The following is a 17,769-nucleotide window of genomic DNA, read 5'->3' as shown; positions in this document are numbered from 1 at the left end:
GATCACCTGATAAAGAACTGACGGTCGCGTAGTTCCAAGCGCCTAGCTTGCAGCGTTTTTTCCACATCGACCGCTTTGCTGACAGCAAAGTCGAGAAGTGTATCCAAAATATCCTGATTACTTTCTCGAGCGATATCTACGAAAGGTTCTAGATGATCGATTTTCTCGGCAGCATCGTTAAAGCGACCTGCAGCGTCGGTAAGTCGGATAAGTATCGAGTCGTTCGTGCGGTTGGCTGAGTAGGATAGTTTCTGATGAAGAGTGTTGGCAGCGCTCAAGCAGACCAAGAGTGCATCAACAAAGGTTCTCTCAGTTGACTTCTCTTCGTTGTTTCCCCGTGCAAGCCGTCCAGCATATTTGGCGAAGTGCATTGCATAGTGCTTCAAACGCTCTTCTTTGTGGAGCGATAGTATGTCGAAGTGATTGCGCATATCATGCTCGTATTGGTCCTTTTGCCAATCGAGCAGCAGCTCCGAAGTGTACATCGTCTCTCCCCTCATAGAAGCCTAGCTTGCTCCGGATAGCCATTGTTCTTCAAGAATTCTCTGATCAACCGCTCCGCTAGAGTGCTTTTTTTGTGCGAGTTTTCCCTACAGAAATCCTCGAAATCCTCGGCAAGCTTTGCGTCAAGGAGTACAGTTAGCCTCTTTTTGTCGCTCACTTCTGTACCTCTGATGACTTATACAAACTTCTTAGCAGAAATGCGCACTTTTGCGCAATCGCTTTATCAAAGCCTATGCGGTCAGGTGGTGCAATGCCGAAAGCGAACTCTTGACCTTTGAGATCTCAAGAGGGCGGCCGATGACGCTGCTTCACAGTGGGCCTTAATCCGTTCCAACCCAACGTAAGAGCCCTCAAGCCAGATAGAATTCGCTTGGCTAGCGAACTCCCGCTTGCAGAGAAATATAGCGAAACAGGATACGTATCTGAGATGAAGTTGAGGTCACTAAGGTCCGCTGCTGAATGAGGTGCTGTTAAGGCCCGTATGGATCGCCTGGTTTCCGTTTGGTGGGTCACAGACTGTGCACCTGCGGCGAACGACTGGTTTTACGGGCAGCACCGCGGAAATGGTGAACATTGATCAACGGCAACAAGGGTCGTCATTGCCAAAGTTCATTCAGCACATCGACGCGCTCAAGTGCTCGCCTAAGCGCATGGTTCGAAACCTTCACGTATATCTCAGTCGTCTGAAGCTTCGCATGCCCTAGAAGCGCCTGAACCATCCGGATGTCGATACCCTCTTCGATCAGCAGGGTCGCGGCCGAGTGCCGGAACCTGTGCGGGGTCAGGTGGGGTGCGATCCCGAGACGTTTTGACAGCGCCCGCAGCCGCTTCCGGAACGTCGCCGCTCGAAGCCGGCGTCCCACCGTGTTGAGGAACAGCGGCGATGCAATCGAGCCGTGTTCGGAACGCATCTGACAGAAGCGTCGAAACTCCTCCTGCAGCTCCCGGTTCGGCACGAAGACGATACGTTCCTTGCTGCCCTTGCCGTTTACGAGGATCTGGCCGCCGTCCGGCGACACGTCGCGGACCTTGAGATTGGTCAGCTCGCTGATCCGCAACCCTGTCACGATCAGCAGCTTGATGATCAGGAGCGTGACGGCACTCTGCGAGGCTGGCGCCGTGGCATCTGTGCCCGACATCGGCCGTACAGCGCTTTGACTCTCGCCGTACTCGAGAACCGCTTTGAGCGTCTCTCGATCGATGGGGCGCGGCAGGCGCCGCGGGATTCTCACGGAGATACGGACGTCGGCGAACGGGGAGGGCAGGGCGCTGTTTCGGTCCTCGCGCCAGGCATAGTACGACTTGAGGGTAACGAGGCGCCGCTCGATGGTCGCGGGCTTGGCGCCCAACTCGTCGCGCAGGTGCTGGTGGTAAGCGAGGATGTCGTCTTTCGACAGCGGATCGGTGAGCTGATGCGCCCTGGTGAATCGCGCGAAGGTGCGCAGATCCTGGGCGTAGGCCCGGAGCGTATGGTGGCCGAGGCTGCGCTCGTCGCGGCGCGAATTGACGAAGGCGGCGTGATCTAGATGAGACATGCTGAACTCCTTTGCTTGAGTTCAGCCAGTTCAGCACAGACGGGGCAGCGCGCTTAAATCGCACGCAGGCGCGGTAACGATAATGGGACCCAATTTTGATGAACGAGCCCAAGCCTTGTGCCATCTTTGAAGGTCTGCTGTCGGGAAACTGCGCCACAGCATCGGCCTCCATTGTTGGCGATAGCTTTGGGCCGTTACTGGAGCGGGGTAAACTGCCAGGCATCCATTCTTCGATCGTTCTGTTGACATGAAAAGGTCATTAGCTCCCGTGAGCAACGCTTTGCCTGATTGGCTGCGATGCGACAGCACTGTAGAGCAGTTGTCGGAAAGATGGCCCTCGAACACTGTCTGATATTTATTCTCGACTTTAAAGCGCAGCCGACAATGACAAGCAATTGGCGAGTACGCACTTTCCAACTTCAAATTGAACGACCGCCGCTAAGCTCCAACAAACCAGACCCAATGATCAGCGCTGCGCCGCCCCATTGGGTGATTGTGAGGGTCTCCTCTGGCAGAAAAATGCTCGCAGTCACAACCGCAACTAGGGCTTCTGACATCATGAGCAGTCCGACCCGACCGGGTGAAAGGCGCTGGCTCGCCCAAAACAAAGCGTAGATAGCGGGCAATACCATTAGGATCGACGCGGCAGCTAGAATGAGCATTGCACCTCCGACAGCTTCCATGGAAGGCAGTTTCAGCGGGTGCAGCAAAGTAGCAATGCCAACCACAAAAACTGGAGCACAAACAAACTGGGCAAGGGACAGACCAGACAACGGAATCGTAGGGATCTGACGTATCGCAATTGCCCCTAGCGCCCAGAATATACTTGAAGCCAAAGCCAGTGCATCGCCCACGTTCCAAGCGATGCCATCTTTGGAGTCCAGCAACAAGAACAACCCTAAAAGTCCGCAGACAATCGCCCCCCATCTTGCGACGTTTCCGCGCTCTTGCAAAACCCAGAGGCCGAGGATGGTCGCCCAAACCGGCGTGAGATAGAACAACATGGTTGCGCGAACAACGGTCGTATACTCTAAGGCAACGCCGTAAAGGGCCAAACCTGCGCCAATCAAGGCCCCGATCGTCCAGGCCTTACGCGCATAAAGCATGTTCGCTTGCCTCTCGCGCCAAACAAGCGGCAGCAACACAAAGACAGCGGGTAGATATAGGAACACGATTGCCCATTCGCCATTGACACCTTGCGCACTGAAATGGCGAACAGGCACCCAAAAAAGACCCCAGATCCCGGCTGCAAGTATTGTGGCTATGACGGCAAGCGTATCAGTATTCTCAGGTTGTTTCATTTCAGAACTACCCGAGTCGTGAAAGAGATCTTTCTTGCAGGCCAGAGACTTAAAAGGGACACTGCAACATCGAAGCAACGGATGCGAGTTCCTGCCATGACAGCAGCAAATGTCCACATGTTACTGCGCCTTCTGCGGAATGAGCGCGTGCAACCGGGTATCTTTCGTTTTTGGAACTTCATTTTGAAGCGGACAAAAGCGTCGGGTGACGACGACGATCATCGCTGACCTGAGGCCTTTTGGAGGAACGCGTTGCTCTGTAGTACGATGGTGCTAATCGTTGTCATGCGCTCCAAGGCTGCACTGAGTTCGTTGCGCCGTTCGGCACTCAAACCAGCTTGTGCACAGATGGCTTTGTAGATGTGGTCCACACAGGCCGATCCAATTGTGTCACTTGAATTCAGACCCGCCTTTAACCAAAGACCATCGATCAAGACAGCGATGTGTTCGGCCGTATCTGAAGGGGCAGGGACGTCGGGCACCTCACACAGGGCGCTCATCAGGTTAGACCGCATCCGAGCGTCAATGACCCGTTGGATACGCTGGTTCTGCCGATTGTAGGGAACATCCGCACACAAACTGATCCACGCGTTGCAGACCTCGCGCTGGAAAACAGGTTCCGAGAAGTTTCCAACGATCACGGCCGCAAGCCGCTCCGTCGGTGTCTTTGCATGGCGAAACAGTTCGATCACGCCGTCGCGCAGAACCGTGTTGGCGCGGCGCATGACGGCTTCAAAAAGTGCGTCTTTGTCTCCGAAATGGTGCAACACAACACCCTTTGAAACGCCAGCTTTTCGCGCAATCCGCTCAAGCGTCGTATTCCTGATTCCATACTTAACAAGCGTTTCAAAAGCGGCCTGAGACAACTCGGCGCGGCGCATGGATCTGATTGAACTTTTCACTTGAGACCTCCTCCTTGCGCGAACCTACGGGTCCGACCGATTAACAGCAATAGTAACCATTTGACTCAATAATTGACCATAAGTAAGTTTTTGTGACAACTATAAAGCAACAGGGATTAACATGTACAACAAGCTCGGAGTCGCGATCATCGCCGCCGCCATGGCCCAACCTGCCTTTGCAGAGGGCACGATCAACATCGCAATCAATGAATGGACCGGCCAAAACCTAAGCGCCAAGATCGCTGGCGCGGTGCTGGAAGAAATGGGCCACTCGGTGGAATACGTAACAGCGGGCGCCGTGCCTCAGTATGCGGCCTTTGCCGACGGCAGCCTGCACTTCAACCCCGAAATCTGGACCAACAACGTTGGCGATATCTTTCCGAAAGCTGTGGAGGCCGGAGACATCGTAATCGTTGGGGAGTTGGGCCTGACGCCGCGCGAGGGCTGGTTCTATCCACCCTATATGCAAGAAGCCTGCCCTGGATTGCCAGCCTATGAGGCAATCTATGACTGTGCGCAGGCTTTCGCTTCTGCCGAGACGTTTCCGAATGGCCGTCTGATTACCTATCCGGCTGATTGGGGCACGCGGTCAAAGGATGTCGTTGAAGCAATTGGCATCCCGCTTCAGCCTGTAGCAGGCGGAAGTGAGGGTGCAATGATCGCCGAAATCAAATCTGCCGTCGCAGCAGAGCAGCCGATGCTCGTGATGTTCTGGGAGCCACACTGGATCCATGCTGAAATCGACATGAACCTGGTCGAGTGGGACAGCGAGGGCTGCGCGCCGGGAGAGAACGCAGGTCGCGGAAGTGCCTGCGGTTTTGAACAGGCGGCGGTCCAGAAAATCGTTGCCAAAGATGTCGCGGCAACCTGGCCCGACGCTTACGCGATGATGCAGAACTTCACTTTGGACAATGATGTTCAGAACGCGCTGATCCTGAAGGTGGACCAGGGCGGCATGTCCGTTGACGACGCCGTTGCGGAATGGATGGGTGCAAACGAGAGCATCTGGAAAGCGTGGATGAACTGACTTCTCCCTGAGCCTGACGCTGTTGCCCAGACTTTCGGGCGGCAGCGTCTCTTTTCGGGGCATTGCAACGACATTCTAAGCCAAGTGCCCTTGCATGCCTCGCTAAACAAAACAGGGGAAGTCGATGAACATGCAACCCGCGCGACACGCACTTGGCGATGTCAAACTATCATGCCGCAATGTCTGGAAGATATACGGCGCCAAGCCGGACAGCTTTTTCGATAGCGGCAAAGGCGACTTAGGGGCGGACGCGGCTGCGAGCGCCCATGCACAGAAAATTCGCGATGCGCAACATATCGTTGCCTCCGCAAACGTCTCATTTGACGTACGGGTCGGTGAGATTTTTGTGATTATGGGCCTTTCAGGTTCAGGAAAATCGACCATGGTGCGTTGCCTGTCGCGTTTGGTGGAGCCAACGGCAGGTGAAATCCTGCTGGATGGCGAGAACCTGCTTAAGGCGAATAAGCAGGAATTGATTGACTATCGCCGTCACAAAATGGGGATGGTGTTTCAGAACTTTGGTCTCATGCCGCATCTCAATGTTCTCGACAACGTGGCGTTTCCACTGGAACTACAAGGTATCGGGCTCAAGGAACGTCGCGCCAAGGCGCAGGAGATGGTGGAACTGGTCGGCCTCGGTGGTCGTGAGGCCAGCTTCCCGCGCCAGTTGTCAGGTGGCCAGCAGCAGCGCGTGGGCATCGCGCGATCACTTGCGGTTGAGCCGGAACTGTGGTTTCTGGATGAACCGTTCAGCGCGCTCGATCCGTTGATCAGACGCCAAATGCAGGATGAATTCCTGCGCCTGCAGCGCGAGTTGCATAAATCTATCGTTTTCATCACGCATGATTTCCTTGAGGCGCTGCGCATTGCAGACCGCATGGCGATCATGCGCAACGGTGAAGTCGTTCAGATCGGACGACCCGTTGACCTGATCCTGAACCCTGCGGACGATTACGTGCGCGAATTCACCAGCGATGTTCCGTGGGAAATGGTTTTGACAGCGGGCGACATCGCTGACCCGCACCGCACCTTCACCAAGGGCATGGGTCACATCAACCACGATGTCACTGTGGGCAGTCTGCTTCCTTATCTGGCTGACCACGAAGCCGGTGTGATGGTGCGCGACGAAGACGGCAAGGACATGGGGGCGCTGAATGCCCGAGCTGTTGTTAAGGCACTGGCGGCAGGGGTGCCTGATGCCGCAGAGGTGGAAGACTGAGATGGAACACCGTCTGCAACCTGCGATCTGGCTCGGTCTGGCGCTGTTGACCCTCCTACTCACATTCGGCGCTCAAACAGTTGGTGCATTGGTCAAGTTCCCCGACGACTGGGTGCTCTCACCTGCTGTGCCGATGAATATCTTTATGGACTGGTTCGTTTCGGTATTTGGTCCGATCTTCAAAGCGATCGGCTGGTTGCTGGAGTGGCCCATCGTTGCGGCTCGTTGGGTACTGACCATACTGCCGTGGAGTGCGACGGTGGTCGCGTTTGTCCTGATTGCCTGGATCGGTTCGGGATGGCGCCTTGCCGCATTCGTGGGGGTTGCGCTCCTTTACATGGGCGCGATTGGCTACTGGCAGGAAAGCATGAACACGTTGGCCATCGTGCTTATTTCCGTGCCGATGGCCGTAGCCCTTGGTTTTGCGGTAGGCGTCTGGGGGTTCTACTCCGAACGCGCAAGGCAGGTGATCATGCCGACGCTGGATCTGCTTCAGACGATCCCTGCTTTCGCCTACCTCCTGCCAATCCTGATCCTGTTTGGCTTTGGCACAACCGTCGGCCTTGTGGCGTCGATCCTTTATGCGTTCTCTCCGATGGTGCGGAACACCATCCTCGGCCTGCGTGCGGTGCCAGAGGCCATTACCGAAGCGGGCCTGATGTCAGGTGCCACACCTTCGCAGCTTTTCTGGAAAGTTCGGCTGCCAGCCGCGCAGAACCAGATGCTTCTGGGCGTGAACCAGACGACGATGGCCTCGCTTTCGATGGTCATCATCGCCTCCATCATCGGCGGCACGAACGATATTGGCTGGGAAGTTTTGTCAACGATGCGCAAGGCACAGTTCGGCGAAAGCGTGTTGGCAGGTTTCGTGATCGCCTTGATGGCCATGGCGCTGGATCGGATCACCTATGCCTTTGCCACGCGTGACAAGTTTGCGGCCGAGAAAGCCAAAGGACCGAACCCATGGGTCGTGCTGGCCGTCGGTATGGCCGCGATGATCGTGTTGTCGTTGATCATCCCCGCCCTGCGGGTCTGGCCCGAGGCGCTGACATTCAATCCCGCTGCCGCGATGAACGCCGGGCTGGAAAGCCTTGTCGTGAACGGTCGTGAATGGATCGAGGCCATCAAGAATTCGTCGTTCTTTTTTGTAATGCTTCCAATCAAGATCGGACTTGAAAATGCCATCAGCCCGTTCACCTGGGGGTTTGCCATGTCGCCGCTGGTAGCTGGGGTTTATGCGGTAATCGTTCTTGGGCTTGCTGTTTGGGCCTTTGTGCGGGAACGTCGCACGCTGGCAGCCATCATTGTCCTGGTCGGGGTCATCCTGTTTGTTGGCCTGACAAATATGCCTTGGCTCGCACTGTCGGCAATCGTCACGTATGGGGCCTATGTCGCCGCTGGCCGGACACTGGCGATTGGGACGGCACTGGCGCTGGCATTTCTGGTGATTTCCGGCATTTGGCCGCAGGCTGTTCTGTCGCTATATCTGTGCGGTGTTGCTGTGCTTTGCTGTTTTGTGTTCGGCACGGGGCTGGGCATTCTGGCGTCCGAGAACGACATCGTTTCTGCCCTTCTCAGGCCCATCCTCGATACGCTGCAGACCATGCCGCTGTTCGTGATCCTGATCCCATTTGTGATGGTGTTCAAAATCGGAGAGTTTACAGCGCTGCTTGCGGTGATCGCCTACGCGATTGTACCCGCGATCCGCTACACCGAACACGGCCTGCGCAACCTGCCAAAAGATGTTATCGAGGCGGCAACAACCGTGGGGGCCACCCGCCTGCAACTCTTGACACGGGTGAAGTTGCCGCTTGCCTTGCCCGCGATCATGTTGGGATTAAACCAGACGATCATCTACGGCATCGGCATGTTGGTGATTGCCGCCTTGGTCGGGACCAACGGCCTGGGGCAGCAGATCTACATTGGTCTGGGCGATGGCGACTTTGGCGTCGGTATGACGGCGGGCATCGGCATGGCCATCATCGCGATCATTGCAGACCGCATCACGCAAGCGATCAGTCGGCGCCGTCAGGAAGAGCTGGGCCTGAAGCTGGAGGGTGTCTGAGAGCAGAATGAAGCATAACACGGCACATAAGCTTTCAGAGCTTGAAACCTGGGTGCAGGGCAAACGCGCCGAACTAGCGCGCGAATTCCAGCCGAGCGCCGCGCGCGCCTTGCGTGACACGCAGGTGACCTGCAGTGACGTCGCCATCGCCGGTGTGCCTTGTCAGACAGTTTCACCACATTCGGGCCCCACTGGGGAGGTGGTACTCTATTGCTTTGGTGGTGGATATTTCTCGGGTTGCCCTGAATTTGACTTGCCGATCACGGCCCAGTTGGCACATGCGACCGGACTGACTTTTATTGCGCCGCGCTATGCGCTTGCACCCGAACCGCCTTATCCGGCAGCACTCGATGAAGTGGAAGGCGTGCTGACTGCACTGATGCAAGACCGTGAAACACTGATTGGCGTGATGGGCGAATCCGCAGGCGGAGGGCTGCTGCTTGCGGCGCTCGCTCGCAGAGCACGAAAAGGTATGCCGCTTCCTGCGAAGATGGTCTTTTGTTCGCCCTGGACTGACCTCAGGGACAGGGGGATGGAGGAGGCACGTTCGGTCGATGATCCAACGCTCACTGTAGACGATCTGGTCACGGCCCGTGCGATTTACCGTGGGACCTCCACGCTCAATCTAGAAATCTCTCCGTCTGGACATTTACCGGAGGCACGTTGGCCCGCATGTTTCCTGACCACCGGGAGCGACGACATTCTGCGGTGGCAGACCCATGATTTGAAACGCCAACTGGATGCGCATGGTACGGACGTTGTTTTCCGCGACGTGCCCCGCGCACATCACGTCTTTGAAGTCTATGACGATCACACGGCCTCCCGTCCTATGCTGGCAGCTATCGCCGAATGGCTTTTGGAAACCAAGGAGGCTGCCTGATGTACACGCGTTTCAAACAGGCGGCTGATTGCACTGTCTGGCGGCTCTATGTTCCCGACTATTGATGTTGAACCGCTGCCGTCCTTCACACTTGCAACAGGATCAAATCATGCTCGATATTGAAAAATACAAAGAAATTGCAGGCGTCGCTTTCACTGCTGATGCCAGAAACTCCAACGCCCCCCAGGGCAGCTACTACACCGACCCGGAGATTCACGATCTCGAACTGAAAAAGGTGTTCGGTTACGAGTGGAACTACTTTTGCCATCAAAGCCAGGTCCCCAACGCGGGTGACTACAAGACCGGAGAGGTCGGGGGCCACGCTGTCTATGTGATCCGTGGCAAGGATGGTGACATCCGGGCGTTCTATAATGTGTGCCAGCACCGCGGGCATGAATTGCTGCAAGACGCGCAAGGCAACGCGCGCGTCGTCGTATGCCCCTATCACGCGTGGACATATGACGCCGAGGGCAACCTGCGCGGCGCGCCCAAGATGAAGGAAGTCGAGGGATTTGACCGGTCCAAAGTGAAGCTGTGCCAGGTCCGCTGCGAGATTGTGGGTGGATTTGTCTTCCTCAACTTCAGCGATGACGCGCCTGCCTTCCGCGAGATGTGTCCCGAGTTTGAGCCGATCATCACCTCCATGGTGGCCGAGGTCGACAAGCTGCAATTCGTCAAACAGAAGAACTATGACATCAAGGCCAACTGGAAAATCGTGACTGAGAATTTTCTTGAGGCCTACCACGTCGAATTTTCAGGCGAGGCACATCAGGCATTGGGCGAGATCATCGATATTGAAACATACCGTTTCAATATCAGCGGACGGACCATTGAATATACCGCAGGCGGCGGCGCGGATGACGTCCTGCCTTATGACAAGAACGCCGAGGACGCATTCACCAACACCAAGAACGCGCCGTTTCATCAGTGTTTTCTGTTCCCGCATATGACTTTTTCAATCTTCCCTGGCACCAATATGATGTTCGTCTTCAACATGCGCCCAAATGGTCCTGAACGCACTGCCGAAGAGATCATTTACTTCACACTCGACGGAAGCTTTTCCGACCCGACAGAGACAGCGGAGGAATATGTCAGCGACAGTCTGAATCCCGAAGACATCTCTTTGGTTGAGGCTGTGCATCGTGGGCTGAAGTCGAAAGGCTATCAACCCGGCCGCCTGATGGTCGACCCGGAGATGAAAGAAGCGTGGGGGGAACAGTTTGTACATCATTTCAACACCCTCAACCTTGCGGCTCTGACGCGGTAAGCACCATGGACACGACAAAATTCTACATCAACGGTGCCTGGACCGCGCCGTCTGATCCTGCCCCTTTGGACGTGATTGATCCGTCAACGGGTGCTGCTTGCGCGACGATTTCGCTGGGCAATGCGCGGGACGTGGACAAGGCCGTTGCCGCTGCGCGATCGGCCTTTCCGTCGTGGTCATCTACGTCGAAAGAGGAACGGCTTGCCGCTCTTGAACGTCTGCTTGCCCTCTACAAAGAGGGTCAGGCAGAAATTGCCCATGCTATGACGCAGGAAATGGGCGCGCCAAAGGACTATGCAACGTCCGCGCAGTTTGATGCGGGACTGGTCCATCTGGAAGAGACCATCCGAGTGCTTAGTGGCTTCGACTTTGAGCAAACGCGCGGCAAGGATCGCTTGTTTTATGACCCTGTCGGCGTTTGCGCACTCATCACGCCGTGGAACTGGCCGATGAATCAGGTGCTGCTCAAGGTTGCACCAGCGTTGGCGGCGGGCTGCACGATGGTGCTGAAACCCTCTGAAATCGCACCACTATCCTCGATGGTCCTGGCAGGGATGATCGACAAAGCAGACATACCGGCGGGTGTCTTCAATCTGGTAAACGGCGATGAAACAGGGGTTGGGTCAGCGCTGACTTCGCACCCAGACGTCGATCTGATCAGCTTTACCGGCTCGACCCGTGCAGGCACGCTTATCTCGAAGGCTGCAGCGGACGGCATCAAGCGTGTTGCGCTGGAATTGGGCGGGAAGGGGGCCAATGTTGTTTTTGCCGATGCGGGTGAAGACGCCGTGCGTCGCGGTGTGCTGCATTGCTTTGACAACACCGGCCAATCCTGTGACGCGCCCACGCGGATGCTTGTGGAGCGCAACCGTTACGCCCAGGCGGTGCAGGAAGCGCAACACGTGGCAGAGACAGTGGCGATCGGTTCGGCACATGAACCTGGAGATCACATCGGTCCGCTTGTCAGTGCCGCGCATTGGGAAAAGGTGCAGGGCCTTATCCAAGCGGGAATTGATGAAGGTGCCCGGCTGGTCGCTGGAGGCACTGGCAAACCGAAGGGGTTGGAAACAGGCTTTTTTGCAAGGCCCACTGTATTTGCCGATGTGTCCAACGATATGACGATCGCACAGGAAGAGGTTTTTGGACCTGTCCTGGTGATGATCCCTTTCGATACAGAAGACGAGGCGATACTTATCGCCAACGACACGCCCTATGGGCTGGGGAACTATGTCCAGACACGCGACGCCGAAAAGGCGACCCGCGTCGCGCGTGCCCTGCGCTCTGGCATGGTGAGCATCAATGGCGACTACCTTGGCACTGACATGCCCTTCGGTGGCTTCAAACAATCGGGCATTGGCCGCGAGGGTTCTATTTGGGGATTGGAGGAATACCTTGAGGTCAAGGCCGTCACGGGGGATGGCGCATGACGCAAGCCACTATCGAAAAGGTCATCGTCATTGGGGCCGGGCAAGCCGGGTTTGAGACGTGTAATGCCCTGCGAAATGCTGGGTTTGAGGGGCAAATCACGCTGGTGGGTGAGGAAAATCAGCCGCCGTATCAGCGCCCACCCCTTTCGAAAGCGTATCTTCTGGGCAAGATGCCGCTCGAACGGTTGTTCTTTCGCCCCCCTGATTTCTACTCCGAGCAAGATATCGCGTTGCACTTGTCCTGCGCCTGCACTTCCGTCAACGCGGCAGACCAGACTGTTACGCTGAGTGACGGACAGATCCTGAGTTATGACGCCCTTGTGCTGACGACTGGCTCGCGCCCCATCACGCTTCCCGATGCAATCGGAGGCGCGCTCGATGGTGTGCATTATGTCCGCAACCTCGCGGACGCTGACCGGATGGCCAAAGACATGCAGCCGGATCGACCGCTGCTGGTCGTGGGTGGTGGGTACATCGGACTGGAAGCAGCGGCGGTTGCCGCCGGTCTGGGTTTGAAAGTTATCCTGGTCGAAGCATCGGGTCGGATTTTGCAGCGCGTCGCCTGCGAAAAGACCGCTGACTATTTCCGCGACCTGCACCGCTCCCACGGCGTTGATATTCACGAGGGCATCAAATTGGAGCGACTGCTGGGGCAGGGTGGCCGGCTGGTGGGGGCCGAACTCGACGATGGCACGTAATTGGAGGTCGATATCGCGGTTGTCGGCATCGGCATCCGCCCGAATGTTGAATTGGCAGAGGCCGCAGGCATCGCAGTGAAAAACGGCATTGCTGTTGGTGACGATTGCCAGTCTTCCGTTCCCGGCATTTTTGCCGCCGGAGATTGTGCATCATTCCCGCATCAAAGCGCGCGCATCCGTCTGGAAAGCGTTGGAAACGCGATTGATCAGGCGCAGACCGTCGCTGCCAATATTTGCGGTGGCGATGAACGCTATCAGGTAAAGCCTTGGTTCTGGTCCGATCAATACGACACGAAGCTGCAGATCGCGGGACTGTCGACCGGGATGGATGCGGTCTATGTGCGGCAATCGGACGATGGATCGCTGTCGCACTGGTATTACCGCGAGGATCAACTGATCGCCGTGGACGCGCTAAACGATCCCCGCGCCTATATGGTTGGCAAGCGGTTGATTGAGGCGGGCAAATCTCCTGCGCCAGCAGATGTTTCCAACGCCCAGGTTTCGCTAAAATCGTTGCTGGCTTGATTTCGCAAACTGCTCACCCAGATGGACAGTTCCGTGCGTGAAGGGTTGAGGTGGATCATGCCTTCATCGCATGTTCATAGTACTAGCAAGGTTTGGCGGGCCGCAGAAATCTATCAAGATGGCAGCAAAGATCCGTCGCTCAACAGTTCCAGCACTTGGGCCACGACAGGATCGTCCTCCTGACCGATTTTGCAGGTCGCGTAGTAACCTTTTCCAGAAGTCACCGCAGTGTCCCCCAACCGGACCAATGCGCCGGTCTTTAGGTAGTCTTCCACCAAACCTGCCCAGCCCAAAGCAATGCCCTGGCCTGAAAGGGCCGCAGCGATAACTAGGGCGTAGCTATCGAAGGTAAGCACATTTAGCGGTTGCGCAGGTTGATGACCCATCGCGGAAAACCAAAGCGGCCAGTCGTACCACTCAGATGCCCGATCTGGCAGTTGCAACAACCGCTCGTTAACCAGTTGGACGGGGTCAATTTCTGTGCCAAGTTTCCTGGTTAGCTCGGCACTGCACACTGGAAAAACGCTTTCATTCAGTATTTTGCGTGAATATGTGTCTGGCCAGTCTCCCGTCCCGAACCGAACGCGCACATCTGAGTTTGTGCTGCTTCGCTCTGTACCTGTGGTCACGAGCGCGAAGGACTGGTCGGGCAATCTCGCCGTCAAATGATCAAGCCGCGGGACCAGCCAGAACGCCAGAAATCCGGGCGCCGCAGAGATTACAAAGTCCTTAGTTTGCCCGCCGCTGCGCAAGGTTTCAACCTCTGCTTCAATCCGGCTCAGGCTGGATCGTAACACCGCAAACAGACTTTCGCCTGCATCGGTGAGCGCCATTGGTTTGGTTGCCCGATCAAAGAGCTTTACGCCGAGGTCGTTTTCGAGTGTTGCCACCCGACGGCTGATGGCCGGCTGAGAGACATTGATGCGCTGCGCCGCCCGCGTGAAACTGCCGTGTTGAGCTGCTGCATCAAACGCCAAAAGAGAAGAAAAGGAAGGTAGCGAAGGCATGATCATTCCTTGAGATTATGATGACATTACCTTTTTATCTCTATTAGGACGAGCCTAAAACGCCTAAATTTTCGTCACTCCATTTGCCCATTTGCGGCTGAAGACGTCCGGCGCGTGCGACCGAATCTGTGTGATCCGCGACGACCCTTACCCGGCCAGAAGGAAAGTCAGGACCCGACGATGACACAAGCAACGCAAGAAACATCTCGCAGAAAGGGGCGCGCAGGTGGACGGCAAGCGCGTGTTGCTCAGCGCCAGGCGCCCCTCGCACAAGATCTACGACCGGTTCAGGCAGGGATGGAGGGGGGGTGGTACAAGCCCCTGACAGAGGCTGGGGTCCAACGCATTCACACCGCCGCTCTGGACGCGTTGGAAGAGATCGGGCTGGCGGATGCGCCACCTTCGGGCGTTGAAATTCTGACCGCTGCGGGCGCAGAGCATGGCGATGATGGGCGTATCCGCTTTCCGCGTGCCCTTGTAGAAGACATGCTTTCAGTCGCGGCACGGGATATAACCTTGTACGCCCGCGACCCGCAGTTCGATCTGCACCTTTCGGGGAACAAGGTTCACTTTGGCACGGCCGGGGCCGCTGTTCACATTGTCGACCTTGAAAACAATGACTATCGCGATTCAACAGCGCAAGACTTGTTCGACGCCGCGCGTTTGGTTCAAAATCTTGACAATGTTCACTTTTTTCAACGCGCCATGGTCTGCCGTGACGTGCTTGATAACTTTGATATGGACGTCAACACGCTCTATGCGTCGTGTTCCGGCACAACAAAGCACGTGGGAACATCCTTTAGTGAGCCGGGCCATGTCTCTGGCTGTATGGACCTGATCCACATGATTGCAGGCGGCGAAGACGCCTGGCGTGCCCGACCTTTCGTGTCGAACTCCAACTGCTTTGTCGTGCCTCCGATGAAATTCGCAGAAGAAAGCTGCGAAACGATGGAAATGCTTGTGCGTGCTGGTATGCCGATCCTTTTGTTGTCGGCTGGTCAGGCAGGGGCGACGGCTCCGGCACCCATTGCGCTTGCGGTGGTGCAGGCGGTGGCAGAGTGTCTGGCGGGCGTTGTTTACGTGAACGCAATCACAAAGGGGCATCCGGCGGTCTTTGGCACCTGGCCATTTGTGAGCGATCTGCGGACTGGTGCGATGTCGGGCGGCTCAGCTGAACAATCTCTGCTGACAGCGAGTTGTTCGCAAATGCACAAATTCTACGGTCTGCCCGGTGGCGCGCCGTCAGGGATTACGGATGCCAAACTGCCCGATATGCAGGCGGGTTGGGAACAGGGGATTAATAACGTCATGGCCGGGCTATCGGGCCTGAACATGGTCTACGAATCCGTAGGGATGCACGCGTCGCTTTTGGGCTTCTGCCTTGAGAGCCTTGTGATGGGCGATGATATTCTGGGTCAGGCCATGCGCTGTGTACGCGGCGTGGAAGTCACCGAAGACACCACGTCCTTGGACGCCATGAAAGAAGTCTGCCTGGGTGGCCCGGGCCATTACCTGGGATCCGAACAGACGCTGTCTTTGATGCAGACGGAATATGTCTATCCAGCCGTCGGCAACCGGATGAGTCCCAAGGAATGGGGGGAGGCTGGCAAACCTGTGTTGCTAGACACAGCTATCGCCCGAAAGAACGAAATACTTGCGAAAGCAGGTCGTCAGATTGATCCCGAACTTGATCAGATCATTCGGGATAGGTTCAACATCTACTTTGAGTGAGGGGCGGAGCGTGCCCGCGTGATGCACGAGCGCAAAGCGGAGGCCTCTTTTGACTGTCACGCAAAAGAGATCGTCCATGTCGTCCACACCCCTGACCAATCTCTTTTGATGCTGGCATGTGCGCTAGACCCGCTGACTGTTGCGCGCGAACATCACGGGTTTGATCTCCAGGTCAGTACGCCGACCCTGACGAAATTTCCGTCAATTGCCGCGCAGAGCGGCGATGACAAAATGATCCTTTTGTTCATCGTTTCCAGTGAAGACATCACTGAAAGCGAAGAGGCTGCACTGACGTCAATTTTGGCAAGCGCGGCAAAGCAACAGGTGCCTGTAATCTTGACCGGTGCCGCAATTCGCATCGCGGCAGAACAGCGTCTTCTGGATGGTCATGCGGTTGCTCTCCACTGGCAGATCGGCGTGCCGACCTGGGTTACAAAGGCGCGCCTTGACGTCAAACACCAGATTTTCTGCAAGAGCGGTCTGTACTATACATGCCCCGGCGGAACGGCACTTCTTGACCTGACGCTCGAAGTGATACGCCAGTACTTCGGCGATCCCGCCCACGAACGTGTTTGTCGAAAATTGCAAATCAATGTAACGCGCCGCCCTCAGGACATACAGGCCGGCAAGCTACGCGCCGAAAAACAATACCTGCCGTACAAGGTTGGTCGTGCAATTGAGATAATGCAACAGCGCCTAAGCCCGACGCTTCCGCTTTGCGATATTTGTCAGATCTTGGGTGTATCTCAGCGTCAACTTGAACGACTGTTTGTGCGGTATGTCCAAGATTCACCGCGCAGCTACTACCGAAAAGTCCAGCTAAATGAGGCAAGGTGGCTATGTGAGAATACAGATCTGAACCTGACGGAGATAGCAAAGGCTTGTGGCTTCGGAGGATCAAGCACTCTTTCCTCGCGCTACCGCAAGGCTTTCGGGATCACCCCAACCCGTCAGCGTGAATTGCAATACCTTGGCGCAAGTTCAGTTGGACCCGAAGATTGTTGAAACGAGAGAAGGTCAGCTAGACTTCGATACCGTATACAGCCGCACCGCAAAATTCTAACGCAGCAACTCCTCCTCAAAAGGAAAGCGCGACAGCAGTTCGATGCCGGTCTCGGTGACGAGGACTTGCTGTTCGAGTTTCACACCTTCCTTGCCACCAGATTCACCTATGTAGCTTTCGACGCAAATGGTCATGCCTGCCACGATCTCCCCATCGTATCCCGCGTCGGGGAAATCCCCTTTGTGGTACAAATAGGGGTATTCTCCGGTCATGCCGCAGCCGTGGGCGGACAGATAGTAACGGTTTTCGTAGTACTTTTCCGGAATGTCCCATGCCCGATCGGCGTAGTCCCGGAAACTCATCCCGGCGCGAAGGATTCCCATGTTGTGGGACACCTGTTCATGCGCAACCTTGTAAAGGTCGCGTTGCGTCTGGGTAGGCTTTCCGGGTCCGGCATGGAACGTACGAGAGAAGTCAGAATAATATCCGTGGCAGCCAACAACGTCCGTATCCAATGCGATAAGTCATTTTCTCCGATCACATTGCTGGAGGTTTCCTCGAACCAGGGATTTGACCGAGCGCCTGCATTGAGCAACCGTGTCTCACAATAATCTGCGTTCTGCGCGATGACAGACTGGTGCAGCACGGACCAAAGCTCATTCTCGGTCATGCCGGGCC

At 56.1% G+C, this 17,769-nt stretch carries 14 protein-coding genes and 1 pseudogene; 9 read left to right on the top strand and 6 right to left on the bottom strand.

The genetic code is table 11. From position 1 onward, the window contains the following. Positions 1–2 precede the first annotated feature (2 nt). The 4 genes from CFI11_RS19130 to betI form a co-directional block, all read right to left on the bottom strand. Positions 3–485, bottom strand: coding sequence for a hypothetical protein (locus CFI11_RS19130; RefSeq protein ID WP_130408834.1), 483 nt, complete (start codon positions 483–485; stop codon positions 3–5). 615 nt (positions 486–1,100) lie between these two features. Next, positions 1,101–2,039 carry a tyrosine-type recombinase/integrase gene (locus CFI11_RS19125; RefSeq protein ID WP_130408832.1) on the bottom strand — a complete coding sequence of 313 codons (939 nt, stop codon included), beginning with the start codon at positions 2,037–2,039 and terminating at the stop codon, positions 1,101–1,103. A 419-nt stretch (positions 2,040–2,458) separates the two neighbouring features. Next, the gene (locus CFI11_RS19120; RefSeq protein ID WP_130408830.1) at positions 2,459–3,340 is read right to left on the bottom strand and encodes a DMT family transporter; all 882 of its coding nucleotides are present in this window, start codon (positions 3,338–3,340) and stop codon (positions 2,459–2,461) included. Between the two features lie 218 nt (positions 3,341–3,558). Next, complete coding sequence (gene betI / locus CFI11_RS19115; protein WP_130408828.1) at positions 3,559–4,242, bottom strand: transcriptional regulator BetI; 684 nt, start codon at positions 4,240–4,242, stop codon at positions 3,559–3,561. 121 nt (positions 4,243–4,363) lie between these two features. Here betI and CFI11_RS19110 point away from each other — a divergent pair, with 121 nt between their 5' ends. The 7 genes and pseudogenes from CFI11_RS19110 to CFI11_RS19080 all read left to right on the top strand — a co-directional run bounded on the left by CFI11_RS19110 (position 4,364) and on the right by CFI11_RS19080 (position 13,350). Further along, positions 4,364–5,269 carry an ABC transporter substrate-binding protein gene (locus CFI11_RS19110; RefSeq protein WP_130408826.1) on the top strand — a complete coding sequence of 302 codons (906 nt, stop codon included), beginning with the start codon at positions 4,364–4,366 and terminating at the stop codon, positions 5,267–5,269. Between the two features lie 124 nt (positions 5,270–5,393). Further along, positions 5,394–6,488, top strand: coding sequence for a glycine betaine/L-proline ABC transporter ATP-binding protein (locus CFI11_RS19105; protein WP_254448963.1), 1,095 nt, complete (start codon positions 5,394–5,396; stop codon positions 6,486–6,488). A 1-nt stretch (position 6,489) separates the two neighbouring features. Further along, complete coding sequence (locus tag CFI11_RS19100; protein WP_130408824.1) at positions 6,490–8,553, top strand: proline/glycine betaine ABC transporter permease; 2,064 nt, start codon at positions 6,490–6,492, stop codon at positions 8,551–8,553. Between the two features lie 7 nt (positions 8,554–8,560). Further along, positions 8,561–9,433 (top strand): alpha/beta hydrolase, encoded by an 873-nt coding sequence (locus CFI11_RS19095; protein ID WP_130408822.1) that lies wholly within the window; start codon positions 8,561–8,563, stop codon positions 9,431–9,433. A gap of 28 nt (positions 9,434–9,461) precedes the next feature. After that, the gene (locus CFI11_RS19090; RefSeq protein WP_130408820.1) at positions 9,462–10,700 is read left to right on the top strand and encodes an aromatic ring-hydroxylating dioxygenase subunit alpha; all 1,239 of its coding nucleotides are present in this window, start codon (positions 9,462–9,464) and stop codon (positions 10,698–10,700) included. A 5-nt stretch (positions 10,701–10,705) separates the two neighbouring features. After that, positions 10,706–12,127, top strand: a complete 1,422-nt coding sequence (locus CFI11_RS19085; RefSeq protein WP_130408818.1) for an aldehyde dehydrogenase family protein — start codon at positions 10,706–10,708, stop codon at positions 12,125–12,127. An 11-nt stretch (positions 12,128–12,138) separates the two neighbouring features. After that, positions 12,139–13,350: pseudogene (locus CFI11_RS19080) on the top strand (NAD(P)/FAD-dependent oxidoreductase). A gap of 113 nt (positions 13,351–13,463) precedes the next feature. On the opposite strand, the gene CFI11_RS19075 reads toward CFI11_RS19080, so the two are convergent. Continuing rightward, positions 13,464–14,357 (bottom strand): LysR family transcriptional regulator, encoded by an 894-nt coding sequence (locus tag CFI11_RS19075; protein WP_165390312.1) that lies wholly within the window; start codon positions 14,355–14,357, stop codon positions 13,464–13,466. 180 nt (positions 14,358–14,537) lie between these two features. Here CFI11_RS19075 and CFI11_RS19070 point away from each other — a divergent pair, with 180 nt between their 5' ends. Then, a complete protein-coding gene (locus CFI11_RS19070) occupies positions 14,538–16,088 on the top strand; it encodes a trimethylamine methyltransferase family protein (protein WP_130408814.1) in 1,551 nt (516 codons plus the stop codon). 21 nt (positions 16,089–16,109) lie between these two features. Beyond that, a complete protein-coding gene (locus CFI11_RS19065; protein WP_130408812.1) occupies positions 16,110–17,093 on the top strand; it encodes a GlxA family transcriptional regulator in 984 nt (327 codons plus the stop codon). A gap of 54 nt (positions 17,094–17,147) precedes the next feature. Here CFI11_RS19065 and CFI11_RS24530 read toward each other — a convergent pair whose 3' ends face one another. Next, positions 17,148–17,606, bottom strand: coding sequence for a Xaa-Pro peptidase family protein (locus CFI11_RS24530; protein ID WP_254448962.1), 459 nt, complete (start codon positions 17,604–17,606; stop codon positions 17,148–17,150). Positions 17,607–17,769 lie beyond the last annotated feature (163 nt).

The organism is Thalassococcus sp. S3, from assembly GCF_004216475.1.
In the GTDB taxonomy this organism is placed as follows: domain Bacteria; phylum Pseudomonadota; class Alphaproteobacteria; order Rhodobacterales; family Rhodobacteraceae.
The sequence above is the reverse complement of the archived record's forward strand: the minus strand, read 5'-3'. Positions and strand labels throughout refer to the sequence as shown.